The sequence below is a fragment of the Vibrio sp. 10N.286.51.C3 genome (assembly GCF_003050065.1).
GTDB lineage: Bacteria > Pseudomonadota > Gammaproteobacteria > Enterobacterales > Vibrionaceae > Vibrio > Vibrio crassostreae.
In genome coordinates, this window is record NZ_PIGC01000001.1 from 302,285 (window position 1) to 316,155 (window position 13,871).

Here is a 13,871-nt window from a genome sequence, read left to right on the forward strand (position 1 = left end):
CGTTAGCGGTAAATCTGGCACTATTGCTTGTTATTAGGGTAGTGAATTACATTATGGAACACCGCATTGTCTCCACCGATATTTTTGTAGCCATGGTTCTGGTTAGCATTGAAGCGAACTGCTTGCCCTGCTCGTAACGTATGCCACTCACCACCAAACACCGCGGCCGTCTCTCCTGAAATACATAAGCTATGCTCAGTGACGCCTGCGTTATGTGGTGCGGATTCATGCTGGTAATCGGGTGCTAGGGTGAGTTCGAATATTTCAAACCCTAGTGCTTCCTCAAAAGGAAACAACTAACTGACGAAAAAGCCAATGTTGTATTCTTCATGTCTTAGGTACCACGTTGATGAATTGCCTTTCCTTATCAATGGCAGACAATCACTACCGAGAACCCGCACTGCTTACTTTCTTATTCACGGTGTCTGGTACTAATTTACTGGGAATCGGCAGTACATTTTTTTGGGGGGGGGGCATCAAATGGCGGGGTCTGTCGCCGGTATATTTAGTGTTGAAGCCAAAAAAGATACAACCGGATTGGAGTACAACCCAGGAGCGGTACATGGTAAGTGCCGTATGCCTTTGTCTGAGAAAATGAGCGCAGAGTTAGATTTCGGTTTAGCGTATGAATCTATGGGGGACAACTATCTTGTTAGCCACGAGTTTTATGTAGGATACATGGGAGAGTCTGGCCTAGAGCCGTATCTGATGCTCAAAGATATGGAAAATGAAGCGAGTTACGATGTGATCCTTGGTTTCTATTATCGTTTTGATTAGAAACAGTAAAGACTATTCAAAAGCGAGCCCAAGTGGCTCGCTTTTTTACTGAGTAGATTCATTCAACTATATCGAGGGCAAATAATAAAAATGACAATAGATGAAAATTTGTTTTATAGCGTGGATTGTCAATAAACGGACGATGAATAAGCTTTATAAAGACTACATTACTAATTAATAAGGAATGCAGTGATGAGTTTTTATTTTAAATTGTTCGTTGTGATTATGATGGCGGCATTATTGAGTTTGTTCATTATCTTAGAGCTATCGACCTTTACTTTTAACCCCGAGATTGAGTATGAGTACCCAATCGGCAGTTTTGAAGTTCATTCCTTTTTTGAACAGCACTGGCACTCCTTATAGCTAAAAACTCATATAAATCATAATCTTTACCTTTTTTTAGATCGCTATTTTATTTCATCATTTTATTTCACTTTTAAATTCTCGAAACGAAATCCAGGTTAAGACAAGTTGAAGACGAACAAAAATACAATACACCTTACACATTTGGAGTTTAACAATGAGAACTAAAACAGCTCTTAAGCCTGGTGTTCAATACAATGAAGAAACCGTCCTATACACCGGCCATTTTATTACAATGAATGCAGATATTCCAAAGGCTTCGGCAACCGTTGTACGAGGTGGGAAAATACTATTCACAGGTACGATAGAGCAGGCTGGAAAAGCGAGTTGATGGTTAAATCTATGGGGTTAGATCCATTATTGATGGCAGATGACACGGTTGTGAATCGTTATTTCTTAGATTCAGTGATTGGTGACTCTCTAGTGTTTTTTATGCACGCAAGCTGCCACCTTGCTGGTCTGAATACATTAGCGCTTGAAAAGTCAGGCTTTAGCTTAGATGACAACCTTGAATTTGTATTATGCGAAAACGGTCGCTTTTCAGTGTGACGATGGTGTAACTCAGGTTAATCCGCTGTTTATGATGTGGGGGGCAATGAATCGCAAGTGTATTTTTTCTGGCAATGTGTACGGTGAGAAGGAGTGCTTACCCGCAGAACAAGCTCTCCATGCGGTTACACTAGGTGCTGCTTACTTAATGGGGCATGAGGACAATAAGGGCTCGATTTGTGGAGGGAAATTAGCTGATTTTGCTGTGTTAAACGCAAACCCATTAGAGACACCCAAGCTAGAAATCAAAGACATTCGCGTACATGCAACAGTGTTAGGTGGCGATGTTACCGTGCATAAGAATGCAACAACGTCAGTGAAAGAACCAGAAATGGCTTAATCATAAAAATAGACTTTCACGTAACTCCAAAGAGCACGCCAGTGCTCTTTTTTTATGCCGGTCAAAGGTATTGATGCCTTGATCGAATTGAACCTTCCCCCATAATGCTAACGGAGCTCCTACGAGTGATTGATCGAGTATGCAAAAGGGAAAATCGAAAGCTAAAACCTCGAACTGGAGACAATAGAAACGCGTACCTTGTAAGTATGGGGAGGTTACTTTTGGGGTTGAAGATACAGAACGAAGCTTTGGTCGCTACAGGAAGGGAGCTTAACTTTACCTACCGCTACTATTTCTTAAATACTGATGTGTAAACTCCAACGGGTTGTCGCTTTATCTGGAGCGGTTCGTATTTAGCTTTGTTGTGAGTTTGTGATACGGATAGGTCGACTAGAAAAAGCATTTTTGTTACGTCATCTCATTAATTTGTTTACTCTTAGTACAAATAACTAGCGGCTATTCTGCCTCCAATGTTGATTGAGATAGTAATTTGCTACAAAACGCGCATAATCTCGCTATACAACATTTAAAGAAGAATTTACCTATGACTACCTTTCAATACTACTTTCACCAACTGCCTTGCTTCGACTGTAAAAAAACGACAGTAAGTACTGATCTTGGTTGGTTAACGCCTGCGATGAAAGATGATGCTATCGCACAAGTGACAGCGACACTTGCACAAGGCGAGGTTACACCCGATCTTTCAGCAGACGTTGTTTGCACGAAAGAAGAAGCTCGCGAGTACTTACTGCTTAACTTCTTTGGTTATTCAGAAGAAGAGTTAGAAAGTGGAATCGAAGCGGATGATGAAAAAGAAGTGGCAGACGAAATCGCAGAGCTAGTAGAAGAAGGTAAAGACACCATCACCTTCGAACATGAGATTGCTCTTCAGTGCTGTGCTGAGTGTGACGTTGAAGACGAGTCAAACTAAGCACTCGTATTAGACGATACATCTATCAATATGGTGTGATGTTCAAATGATGAAAGGCGTTAGTGGCTTAAAAGTTCACTAACGCCTTTTTTATCTCTAGGTCGCTAAGACTTTTGAGTATCTATAATGCCTTGCTCGCTCAGTTGCGAAAGGATCTCTGCGGTCTTCTCTCTGAATAAATCTCTCAGTAGACGCACAGTCGGAGTGATGGATTGACGACTTGGACACACTAACCACAACTCGGTAGGTGTCGGCTTAAATTCAGGCATAATTTTAATAACTTCACCTGAAAGCAGATGAGGTGACATGTCTAGACAAGATTTTATTGCCACTCCTTTACTTGCGATACACCAACGTCTTACAAGATCTGCGTCGTTGGAAGCGCGATTTCCTTTTAGTTTCACTTTATGATCTTGAGCACCATCGTTAAACACCCACTCGTCTTGCAACATGTCGTGGAGTTGATAAAGCAAACCATTGTGCTGAGCTAAGTCACTCGGGTGTTTTGGTGTTCCCATTTCAGCCAAGTATTCAGGGGCCGCACACAATATTCTGGGTACATCACAGATTTTAAAGCCATACATATTGGCATCGGTCGGGGAGCCATAACGCAACGCAATATCGACGGAATCTCGGTAGAAGTCGATATTGCTATCGCTGATGCTAGTACGAAGCGTCGCCTTTGGGTATTCAAGCAAGAACTCATCTAACCAAGGTGTGATTAGGTTGCGTCCTAGATCCGATGAAAGCGCAATTCGAATTTCACCGTCAAGAATACCGAGCTCTTCGCGCATGTTGAGCTTTGCTTGCTCCAACATCTTTAAGGCTTGTTCGCATTCCGGTAAATAACGCTCGCCTGCAGAAGAGAGCCTTAGGTGGCGCGTGGTTCTTACAAATAACTCAGCACCGAGTGCTGCTTCAACACGTTTTACTGCTGCACTTGCTGTGGCAGTGCGCATATCTAGGTTGGTGGCTGCAGCGGTGATACTGCGAAACTCCGCCACTTTCAAAATGACCTGTAAGTCTTCAAGAAGCATTTCGTTTCCCTGTTCTGAACCTTGAATCGGTTGTTCGGTTACCCATAAATTAGGCATTTTCAAATTGCTAATCTTAGTATTTTTCCTGCGCATATACATCTTATTATCAAAAATCATTTGATAATAATTCAAATATTAGGCTGTTTATCTAAAGCGAGAATTCTCTAAGATTCAATTATCGAATTTAAGGAGAAGTATCATGTCATTACCATTAACAATGAAAGCAATCGGATTTACTCAATCACTTGCGATTACAGAACAAGACAGTTTATTTGAGTTTGAAACGAGTCTTCCCGAACTAAAAAATAATGACTTGCTGGTAAAAGTGAGCGCGACTTCTATCAACCCTGCTGACGCAAAAATTCGTATTCGTAATGCCAAAGACAAAACTCTTGAGCTGCCAAAAGTGTTGGGCTATGACGCAGTCGGTGAAGTTGTTGGCAAAGGTGCTGACGTTGAAGGCTTTGAAGTCGGTGACCGAGTGTACTATGCGGGTGACGTAACACGCATGGGTGCTAACGCAGAATACCAAGCTGTGGATTACCGTATTACGGCTAAAGCGCCTAAGAGCCTTTCTGATGAGGCTGCAGCAGTGATGCCACTAGCAACACTTACAGCTTGGGAAGCATTGTTTGACCGCCTGCGAGTTCGTCTTGAAGAGAAAAAATCTATCCTGATCATTGGTGGTGCGGGCGGCGTTGGTTCAATTACGATTCAACTGGCTAAGCAACTGACCAACCTCAATGTTATCGCGACAGCTTCAAGACCTGAAACGGAACAGTGGGTAAGGGATATGGGAGCGGACTATGTGGTGAACCACCGTAACCTTGTCGAATCTGTGCGAGAGCAAGGCATTCAACATGTCGACTACATTTTCAATGTTGCTGATACAAAAGGGCACTGGGATGCGATGGTTGAGTTGATCGCACCGCAAGGCATGATCAGTTCGATTGTTGAATTTGACGGTGGCGTTGACTTATCAGCGCTGCAAGGCAAATCAGCGGGCTTTGTTTGGGAGCTGATGTTTACACGTTCGCTGTTTAATACCGACGATATTCAGAAGCAGCAAGACATCCTATTCCAAGCTGCGAATCTGATTGATGCGGGCCGTATTAAAACGACGCTTACCACGACCCTAAATGGCTTTAGTGTGGATACAATCAAAGATGCACATCAACGTATTGAAAGCAGTGCCTCGATTGGTAAAACGGCCATCAAATACTAATCGTTGACGGTTTAAATAGAAGAAGCCCGTGATATCTGATTGCTAGTCAAAAGGTATCACGGGCTTTTGTTTGCGGATTAGTCAGCTTCTGGTGATGTGATAGGTTGCGATGTTTTGAAGTGAAACTGTATTAGGTCCAGCTCAAAAGGAGAGGGCTGCTTGTCTGCAATCAAAAAGCCGATTTGTTTGATGTCTTGTGCCTTAAGTTCCGGCGCATCGCTCAGTAGCCGACCTCTGAACACCGCTTGAAAATCATGGAAGTGGAACACCTTGCTAAATTGCTCTCCCTTAATGGTATCGAAATCGTGTTTGTATTGAACGCGATGACCGTCCTTCGATGTTGTGAACCTCAGTTGGTAGGTGCGTCCATCACCAACGAATATTAGCTCTGCACTATCTATTTCATAGGCAGGTGATTCAATGGAGCGCTTTATGGAACTGAATCCACCATTATTTTCTAACGATAGCTCTCCCCTAAATCGACTCATATTATCAAGATAAATGAGCTCGCCTGTTGAGATGCCACCCATTACATTGTCGTTGGTCACTGTCCAGTTTTGATGCTCACTCGCTTGTGTAAAGTCGATCATGTTTGTCCCTGTTGCATCTGCCTTAAGAATTAACGAATGTAGGCTGAGTAGAAGGAGTAAAGGTGTGGTTAGCCTAAGGGGTAACCGCTTTTTACAATGGGTTCCGTTCATCATTTTCTCCACTGCTTCCTCGTAGGCTATGCGTTATTCGCTCGATAGCGATGCATAGTTTAAGGAGAGGGTTCAGTTTCAAGCATAGCTAAACAACGCTTGATGAAGTCTTCATAGTTCGATGCTTTGTCGTATTCGATCTTCAATGAGCCGTGGAACATCAGGGTCACGGTAACGTCTCGGTAGTTTAACCAACAGGTGTAACCATCGTAATCATGCCAAGCTACCATCTCGCCCAATTGATATTTGCTATCCAATTGCTTGCCCGAGGAGCGAATGCAATCGAACACTCTGAGAAACTCTAAAATGGTGATTCTGTTGTCCATGTACCATTCCCTCTACGCAGTCGATGAAAAATGCTAAGTGCTTGTATTTAAATTAACTACGGTTTGGTTCTGCATTGCGATCACTGTGGGGATTCGGTTACTCAATCGCCGTAGTTGTTTGGTAAAAGAGTAAGATAAACATAAGAAAGGCGTTAGTAGACCTGAGTTTACTAACGCCTTTTTCATTTAGTGTCTTTAGCTGGCTCTATGGATGTTCAACTCAAACCGTCAGTTAGAAATCATAGAGCACAGCGGGGTGCCTAGAAATAATGAAACACCGGAGGTTCATGCATTAAGAAGTTTTGATGCGAGATGTTCCAAGCATAAGCGCCTGCTAGGGTGAACACCACATAGTCACCGATATCGACCTGGTCGATATGTTGATTTCGTGACATCACATCTTTTGGAGTGCAAAGTTGTCCAACTAGTGTGGCTGTAGCATGACTTATCGGATGTGAAATAGTAGGTTGTTGATTACTTTTCACGATAACAAAAGGGTGGTCATGGTTCTGTGCAGCAGGTGTACGGAAATGATGTGTTCCACCACGAGCAATCACGAAGTTCTCACCAAGGTTTTGCTTAATATCCAGTACCTCCATCACGTAATAACCGCATGGTGCAGAGATGTAGCGACCACATTCAAAACGTAGCGTCCAGTCTTGTATATGTTCTTTAGCAATCAAGAACTCCAACTTGTCGCAGAACTCCATCCAAGGAAAGTGTTGCTGCGGGTCTTGGTAATTGATTCCCATACCTCCACCTAGATTGATGATCAGCTCATCGAGTGAGAATGTCTTTTGCCACTCTTTGACGACTTGGAAATAACGTTGCATCAAGGCGAGGTGGCGATCGACTTCAAGTTGATGCGACATTAAGTGGAAGTGGAAGCCTTTTAGCTTTATCAAGGGAAAGTCGCGTAGATACATCAAGGCGTTATTGAGTTCACCCTCATCGAGTCCAAACGGAGTGGGTTTTCCCCCCATGGCTAATTTGCTCAGTGTGATGTCACCAATGTCGATGTTCATACGCAAAAAGATCGAAGCAGGCCGATTCAACCTCTGAGTTAAAGCACCAATGCGTTGTAGCTCAGTGAGGCTCTCGACATGAATCGCATCAACATCGAGTTCAATTGCTTGCTCTAATTCACTTGGCATTTTCCCAGGACCACCAAAGATCAGTGGTTTATTGAGTTGTTGCTGGTGGAGGTGTGTAAGCTCTCCGCCTGATGCCGCTTCGAAACCATCAACATAAGGAGCTAAAGTGCGTAATATTGGTTCTGAAGGATTCGCTTTCGCTGCGTAAAATAGCTCTACGTTTTTTGGTAATACATGGCGCATCTGCTTAATGTGCAGCTTCAATGCATCGAGATCATAAAGATAAGCACATAATGGTTGAGTTTGTTGCTTGGCCAATTGGTGGATTTCTTGATGGATGTTCTCAGGAAGTTGAGGCGAATTAAGCATGGTGAGCTCCTCTTTTATGAGTCGGCCAAGGTGCAGCAACTAGTGTGTACCCAGACTCTTTATCGGCATTTTGCATCAAACGGGTTGTGAAGTTATTTTTACTTGGGAAGTGGCCATCGTTAATCAATGCCATCAGTTCTGGTTGCTGACCATTGATCGACTGCCAGCGGACGATAGCGTCTTTTAAAGTTCCCCATAACGTATTCTCAAGTGCCGAGTCCCCCTCAGCGATAAAGAAAATAGCTTCACTAACATTGTTAATGAAGGTGCAGTAACCTATGCGGTTCCAACCTTGCTCACGGCTGTAGTACACCGATTGACGAGCACGCTCTGAAAGTTGCTGAAGTGTCTCTGATGGCCAAAATTCGGGTAGCAGCTTAGTGCCTTCTAAGTCTCGAATCCATACACAGCATGGCATATCTTTTTCAAAACCAATCAGCGTGTTTTGTAGGTGAGGTTCAAACGCAACTCCATGTTTGAAGTAGTAGTTAAAGACACCAGGAATCAAACAATGCAGATAGCGTTCAAACCACAGCGTGGCGATATTTGCATATTGGCTTTGTGTTGTTTGCGCTTTTTGTTTGAGTTGAGTGGCGATGCAACTGTTCCCGTCAGTGTCGTAAGCAAAGAGCGCACCCGCTAACGTTGGTTGCAAAATATCGGTTTCACTTAAACTGAAATTCTCTCGATATAAAATACCAAATGATTCTCGAGCCTTAATAACATCCGCATGTTCTTGTTCAGCCACAGATTCTAGATTCAATGTGGTGGCGTAAGGTTCTGTCATTACCTTGAATACTGGATTGCGTAGCTGCTCACTCTCTTTGATTGGATGAAGAATTGAGGTTAATTGAACGGCACTATCGAGTTCATACCATGCGTTTTTACGTACACAGTTGGTTAAACGTACATTGATAGAGAACTTAGCAAACCAATCCATATCTGGGTGATACAGAGTGCGCACGGATGAAGTAGGTAAGAGTTTTTTACCCCCTAATCCAAGGGGGATGATTTTGCCTTGTTCAATGGCCGTTTTGACCACCGGGTTTTGCAAAAGTGTGTAACTTTCCCAAGGGTGGCAAGGGTAAAGCATGGTAGTTGCTGAATTGTTCTCGTCTGGCGCAAGTTGTTCAAGCATGGTCGTTGGTGAAGTTCGGTCATCTGAACTTAAGATATCAAGCAATTCTGTGTCGATCTTAAACCAATAGAGAGGAACCTTAGCGCCAACTTCAGGGGAACACGCGAGCAGATCATCTATGCTTACGCCTGATCGACTCTTTGGCGTTGGGTGAAAAGTATGTCCCCAAAGTAACGATTGCTCTGATGCGATAAACGCATTGTGATACTGAGGAGAGCCGTCAGAGTTTAGGAACTGCTCGGTGATCAACAAACTGTTTTCCATTTGCTCGACCAGTTCGTGATTGAATGGAATCGTCAGCACTTGTTTTAGGTAACTGAGTAGAAGCGTCAGGGTTTGCGTTGCGTCCAATTTGCACCAAGCTGCACCGGGCATTTTAGCCCAAGGTGTATCACTGAGCTTCACTTTCCCCAGTTTACTGGTGTACTCAACGGGTAAAACCATCAGACCATTTTTCTGAGGTTGATCTTGATGAGGTAGGTGAATGGCCACGCGTTGGTGAGCGTTGTAGTTTCTTTTCAAAGTTAGAGGAAGAGAGGCCGAACTGTAGTACCAATCAACCTGCTTATTGGGTATCGCGTATTCACGTAAGTAACAGTTCACCACGCCCATGATGGTATTGAGTTGGGCTTTTTCTCGATTTAGCAGTACTTTTTTACGATTTTGAAGAACTTGGTCTTCAGCGGAATATTCACTTGGAGATAATTGAGTCTGTAACATGTTGATGTCCAAATTTTGAATGGATGATCAGCGCGATAGCAGCAATGCCACTGACCAACATAGAAAGTATGAAAGGAACCTCAAGCCAGCCCTGGCTTGATATGAAAGACGCGCTCAATCCAGCCGCAACGCCACCCCATTTAGACATAGCGTCAAAGCGCGAAAATACTTTGCCGCTTTGTCGTCGATCAATTTGGTTTGCTAATGCTTGATGCAAGCCGTGATAACAGCAAACCATGCCAAGTCCGAAAACAATACGAGCAATAATCAACACTTCTTGATATGGCGTGAGATGCATTGCTGCACTGAGTGAAAGCAAACCAAAGCCTAGCCATAAAGTACGCTGCGCTTGATTGTGTTCAAGCTGGTGGCGATCAACCCATTCAGAGAACAGATGAACTTTCCCTGCAAAGAGCAGATAAACACCATGTGGGAGGGCATATAGAAATCCAATCCACGCTTGATTTGTCACGCCATATTGCTGCACATAAGGCGAGAAATAGGGGAGCGTGACGACCATGGCGAAAGCAAAGCTGAACTGCGCGCCAAACACCCAGTAAAGCGTATTTAACGAATTGACTTGGCTGCATTGAGCTTTCTTCGATGCCTGATCTTTTACAATTCCCTTAGATTTCGCTAAGTCATCAATGGGTAATGTTAAGGTGATCACTAGCGCGAATAGCGGCAAAGCGGACAGCCACAGGTACGCGTTCAGCGGGTTTGTTGCTGATAAACTCCAGCCAAGCCCTATCGGAGCAATAATTAGCGCCAGACGGGCAGAAAGCTGAGTTTTATTGAGTGATTTACCGAGTGCTTTCGCATCGTTGATTTGACTGGATAAGTAGCTGTTTGAGGCGGCCATGGTGCCACCAAAGGTTCCTTGAACGACAAGACCAAACACAAACATGGATAGATTATCGGCTAAGCCACACAGCGCGAAGCCTGCTGCAAGCCCGAGTTGAGCTCGTAATAGAGATCGACGTCTGCCATATTTATCAGCAAACTGTCCCCAAAAACGTGCCGCAACGGCAGTGCAAAAGGTGGGTAAAATGAACAGTATCCCTGCCCAGTCCGCAGTAATGTTTGCATCCAATGTCGGTAATACCATTGGCAAAAACAACGGCATTCCTAAAGCTGCAAACGCGGCGATAAAGTGGCTTAAAAGCACGCAATAGATGAGTTTGGTCATGACGGGTTAACTCACGCTCTGCTTGATGTTTTCAAGGTAAGCGTGTTGTGCTTCTTCGCTGGTTAGCAATAAGAAGTTAGGTGCTGATAAGCCATAAAATTTATTGATATCGCTTGCGCCAGACGCCTCTTTAGACAATAAGCTCCCCGAGCTCAATAGATATTTAGCGTATAGGTTGGGTGACTCAAACAACATCTCGTTTGCGATCTTGATGTCGTGTCCTTGTTTCTCCAATTGGCTAAGTTGTTGTGAGAGGCTATTGGCGACCACTTCATACAGATAAGCTGACGTGGCGATTCCTCTCGTCGCCATTGCTTCCACAATCGCGGCTATGTCTAACTGCAAAGTAATGGTGGTAAACATCTGACCAAGAGCAAGCTCGTTATCTACAGTGATGCGTTGGTCTAAAAGATGATCGCATTTTACGGGTGATTGTTGCTCAAACGTTTGGAAACGCTCTGGCCAAATACGTGCAGCATCGTTGTCTTTCATGGCTAAGGTCATCTTGCCTTGCTCATCGAATGCGATGATGGCGTTTTGTTGGTTAGACTCCAAAGCGATACCGTAACGAATCCACAATGTAAGGTGCACTTTGCAAAGTAGATCAACGTAATCTTTAAACCAAGTCAGCGTGTTTTTCTGATAATACTGTTCGGCGAGGTGTTCCAAGAACAAACGTTCATCAGGCATTGGACTGGCAAGGGCAGCCACAGGCACCAGTGCTTTGTCTTGGAAGTAGCTCACTGGGTATTCACGCACAATGTAAGCAAAGGTTTTATCGTCTCCAATATGCCCGCCATGTTTCTCATTGCAATGGAAAAGCGTGCCGTGTAAGTCTTGATCTGTTTGCTCTAAGTGCGTCAATAAACGTTCAAACCAATGCCCATCATAGAGCGTGGAGGGTTTGATTAGGCGAATGTTTTTAGTACCCAAAGATCGCATGATCAGCGGCACCTTGATGTGGACCTGTGGTGCTTGATTCACGACCACTGTGCGCACTGACAGGGTAGGAGTTACCTCAAGATAAGCACCCGGCGCTTCAATGACGCAATCAGGGAGGCTTTCAAGGCTTTGAAGGGTTAATGGATGTGCAGGAAATAACTCATGGCTAAGAGCAAAATCGGCGGGCAGGCCCACTTGCTCCATCGTCGGCCAACATTCCGGCTGCGGGCTGGTCAATGTAACGAGTGACTTCTCGATTGCGAGCCAACGAAGTTCAAAGCTTTGTGCAAATTCTGGCGCGAATTGCTCTAGATCGTGATCGCTTAAACCGAACTTAGCACGTGCTGTCGGGTAGTAAGGGTGATCAAGATAGGATGCGATTTGATCAGCGCGTAATAGCTTTTGCTCCCAACGTTCTAGTTGAGAAATTGGCAGCATGAGTGCTTCCGAGTGCTGGCTGAAGGCGCTATCACACAATCCTTTGTGTTTTTCTGCGCATTCGAGTTCTTGCAAATAACCATCTAATAACGAATGCGAGCTTTCGTGAGCACCTGCTTTCAATAATTCGATCCAATCTTGATAGTGCTGCTGGGTTTCAACGACACCATTTCTCTCGATGAACCAACCATCACCTTTCGAGCCATCTGGTTGGCCGTAAACCCAACGTTGCATGTAATAGTTCGGAGTAACGGGCAAGTAGAGTGTAAAGTCTGAACCTGCAAAAACAGCCCAAATTTGATTACGAGGATAAGAAGATAGTTTGAGTTCACTCGGGAGCTGAGATTTAAATCGGCTTTGAGAAACCAATCCAAACAAGTCTTCACGCAAACACGTATCGACTAATCGCTGAGTGAGGTATAACGCGTTTTCATTCATGCTGTTACCTCGTTTTTTGCTGTTAGATTGAAGCGAGAGATTGCCTGTTGTAGCGCGGGTTCTAGAGTTTGACCAGAAGGAGAAACGACCGAAATTCTCGCTAGGTAATCCTTGTTGGAGAAACTTTGTTGGAACGTCTCACCAACCTTCTTAAGCACTTGTTGTTGAGTGACAATATCGCCCTCTTGGTGAATGAAAGAGGTTGATGACCCTTCAATCAAACCGCTTTGTTGCGCCACTACATAGTGCACATGGGCGTTGCCATCAATGCGAAATGTAGGGTCAAGTTTGTGACCCAAGTGAAGGCGCAAGATGGTATTGAACCAATTCCCGCCACTGAGGTTATCAAGCAAAAATTCCCGGCCATCACCAATACTTCGATAGTTGATCTCGACCAGTACCGGCCCCGAATCTGTGATGATGAATTCGCTATGACAGACACCAAACCCCACCCCGAATTCTTGAAGCTGACGTATACATTCATCACGGTAGTACACGCTGTTAATACCATTCCAACTCGCGGCTGTTTCGATGAAGTAAGGTGGCGCCGAGAGTTCCACATCGAACCCCCCAAGTGCGACTAAATTTTCCCCGTCGCCAATGGTTTCGACAGTGATAAGCGGACCTTGTAAAAACGCCTCAACCAAAATGGGAGTAGTAGGGTGCCTTTGCCAAAACGTATCGCAATAGTTATCCAGCTCAGCCGCAGAATCGCAGCGCTGCACGTCTAAACTAGCCACGCCTTCCTTGGGCTTCGCAACGACAGGAAAATCGAAATCTAATACAGGAGCGCTCTCTCGACTTAACAAAACACTTCGAGTATTAGGTAACGATTTTTCGTTGAGAACCTGACGAGTTAAGTATTTGTTTTTCGCCTTAATCGTCACGTTCCAATCTTTAGCGGGTAAACCAAAGAACTGTGCACAGATTGCAGTGGAAGTTTGTAGGTGGTCGCTATTACTGAAAACAGCATGAGGTGCTAGATTTTTCTCGGTGATGATTTCGATGAGTTCAAGAGGGTTGAAGACATCGCATTCTAAAATTTCATCGGGATTAAAGCGTTCATCATCACTGCTCAATTTCAGGTGATTGAGCTTGTGATCTGTGATCAAAACGACGTGAAGACCCATCGCCTTTGCGGTAGGTACGAAGCCGTGAGTGACTGCATCATTCACGACGTGACTTACGATAATAATCGTAGATTTCATGGGGCTTTCCTAATTTTAAAACGTTGTTGTCGCCTGCTCACAACTCGCTTTCAAGTGCTCTCTTTCGGGGTTAAAAGAAAGAGAGT

Annotated in this window: 15 protein-coding genes and 2 pseudogenes; 8 read left to right on the top strand and 9 right to left on the bottom strand. The window is 44.3% G+C overall.

The window, feature by feature from the left end:
* Positions 1-20 precede the first annotated feature (20 nt).
* Positions 21-338, bottom strand: a pseudogene (locus CWO27_RS01245) (cupin domain-containing protein); the annotation flags it as partial.
* 5 nt (positions 339-343) lie between these two features.
* Between CWO27_RS01245 and CWO27_RS01250 the strand changes: the two are divergent.
* The 7 genes and pseudogenes from CWO27_RS01250 to CWO27_RS01265 form a co-directional block, all read left to right on the top strand.
* Positions 344-598: pseudogene (locus CWO27_RS01250) on the top strand (benzoate/H(+) symporter BenE family transporter); the annotation flags it as partial.
* Complete coding sequence (locus tag CWO27_RS01255) at positions 481-777, top strand: hypothetical protein (protein WP_133146460.1); 297 nt, start codon at positions 481-483, stop codon at positions 775-777. The pseudogene CWO27_RS01250 and the gene CWO27_RS01255, both read left to right, overlap by 118 nt.
* 192 nt (positions 778-969) lie before the next feature.
* Positions 970-1,140 carry a hypothetical protein gene (locus CWO27_RS23515; RefSeq protein ID WP_157933149.1) on the top strand — a complete coding sequence of 57 codons (171 nt, stop codon included), beginning with the start codon at positions 970-972 and terminating at the stop codon, positions 1,138-1,140.
* Positions 1,141-1,297: 157 nt separating this feature from the next.
* Positions 1,298-1,471 carry a hypothetical protein gene (locus CWO27_RS23695; protein WP_240698021.1) on the top strand — a complete coding sequence of 58 codons (174 nt, stop codon included), beginning with the start codon at positions 1,298-1,300 and terminating at the stop codon, positions 1,469-1,471.
* On the top strand, positions 1,471-1,689 hold the full coding sequence (locus CWO27_RS23700) for a hypothetical protein (RefSeq protein ID WP_240699551.1): 219 nt from the start codon (positions 1,471-1,473) through the stop codon (positions 1,687-1,689). The genes CWO27_RS23695 and CWO27_RS23700 overlap by 1 nt, the downstream gene beginning before the upstream one ends.
* A complete protein-coding gene (locus tag CWO27_RS23705) occupies positions 1,640-2,029 on the top strand; it encodes an amidohydrolase family protein (RefSeq protein WP_240699552.1) in 390 nt (129 codons plus the stop codon). Before CWO27_RS23700 ends, CWO27_RS23705 begins: the two co-directional genes overlap by 50 nt.
* A 544-nt stretch (positions 2,030-2,573) precedes the next feature.
* On the top strand, positions 2,574-2,960 hold the full coding sequence (locus tag CWO27_RS01265) for a hypothetical protein (protein WP_107898410.1): 387 nt from the start codon (positions 2,574-2,576) through the stop codon (positions 2,958-2,960).
* Between the two features lie 104 nt (positions 2,961-3,064).
* Here the strand turns inward: CWO27_RS01265 and CWO27_RS01270 are convergent, their stop codons facing one another.
* Positions 3,065-3,997 carry a LysR family transcriptional regulator gene (locus tag CWO27_RS01270; protein WP_107898477.1) on the bottom strand — a complete coding sequence of 311 codons (933 nt, stop codon included), beginning with the start codon at positions 3,995-3,997 and terminating at the stop codon, positions 3,065-3,067.
* A gap of 199 nt (positions 3,998-4,196) precedes the next feature.
* Between CWO27_RS01270 and CWO27_RS01275 the strand changes: the two genes are divergently transcribed.
* Positions 4,197-5,222, top strand: coding sequence for a zinc-binding alcohol dehydrogenase family protein (locus tag CWO27_RS01275; RefSeq protein ID WP_102432965.1), 1,026 nt, complete (start codon positions 4,197-4,199; stop codon positions 5,220-5,222).
* Between the two features lie 77 nt (positions 5,223-5,299).
* Here the strand turns inward: CWO27_RS01275 and CWO27_RS01280 are convergent, their stop codons facing one another.
* The 7 genes from CWO27_RS01280 to CWO27_RS01310 all read right to left on the bottom strand — a co-directional run bounded on the left by CWO27_RS01280 (position 5,300) and on the right by CWO27_RS01310 (position 13,785).
* Positions 5,300-5,935 (bottom strand): CIA30 family protein, encoded by a 636-nt coding sequence (locus CWO27_RS01280; protein WP_102479256.1) that lies wholly within the window; start codon positions 5,933-5,935, stop codon positions 5,300-5,302.
* A 47-nt stretch (positions 5,936-5,982) separates the two neighbouring features.
* Complete coding sequence (locus tag CWO27_RS01285; RefSeq protein WP_102432967.1) at positions 5,983-6,249, bottom strand: DUF3081 domain-containing protein; 267 nt, start codon at positions 6,247-6,249, stop codon at positions 5,983-5,985.
* Between the two features lie 260 nt (positions 6,250-6,509).
* A complete protein-coding gene (locus tag CWO27_RS01290; RefSeq protein WP_107898411.1) occupies positions 6,510-7,712 on the bottom strand; it encodes a type III PLP-dependent enzyme in 1,203 nt (400 codons plus the stop codon).
* Complete coding sequence (locus tag CWO27_RS01295; RefSeq protein WP_107898412.1) at positions 7,705-9,570, bottom strand: IucA/IucC family protein; 1,866 nt, start codon at positions 9,568-9,570, stop codon at positions 7,705-7,707. The genes CWO27_RS01290 and CWO27_RS01295 overlap by 8 nt, the downstream gene beginning before the upstream one ends.
* The gene (locus CWO27_RS01300) at positions 9,542-10,759 is read right to left on the bottom strand and encodes an MFS transporter (protein WP_107898413.1); all 1,218 of its coding nucleotides are present in this window, start codon (positions 10,757-10,759) and stop codon (positions 9,542-9,544) included. Before CWO27_RS01300 ends, CWO27_RS01295 begins: the two co-directional genes overlap by 29 nt.
* Before the next feature lie 6 nt (positions 10,760-10,765).
* The gene (locus CWO27_RS01305; RefSeq protein ID WP_107898414.1) at positions 10,766-12,577 is read right to left on the bottom strand and encodes an IucA/IucC family protein; all 1,812 of its coding nucleotides are present in this window, start codon (positions 12,575-12,577) and stop codon (positions 10,766-10,768) included.
* On the bottom strand, positions 12,574-13,785 hold the full coding sequence (locus CWO27_RS01310) for an ATP-grasp domain-containing protein (protein ID WP_107898415.1): 1,212 nt from the start codon (positions 13,783-13,785) through the stop codon (positions 12,574-12,576). Before CWO27_RS01310 ends, CWO27_RS01305 begins: the two co-directional genes overlap by 4 nt.
* Positions 13,786-13,871: the final 86 nt, after the last annotated feature.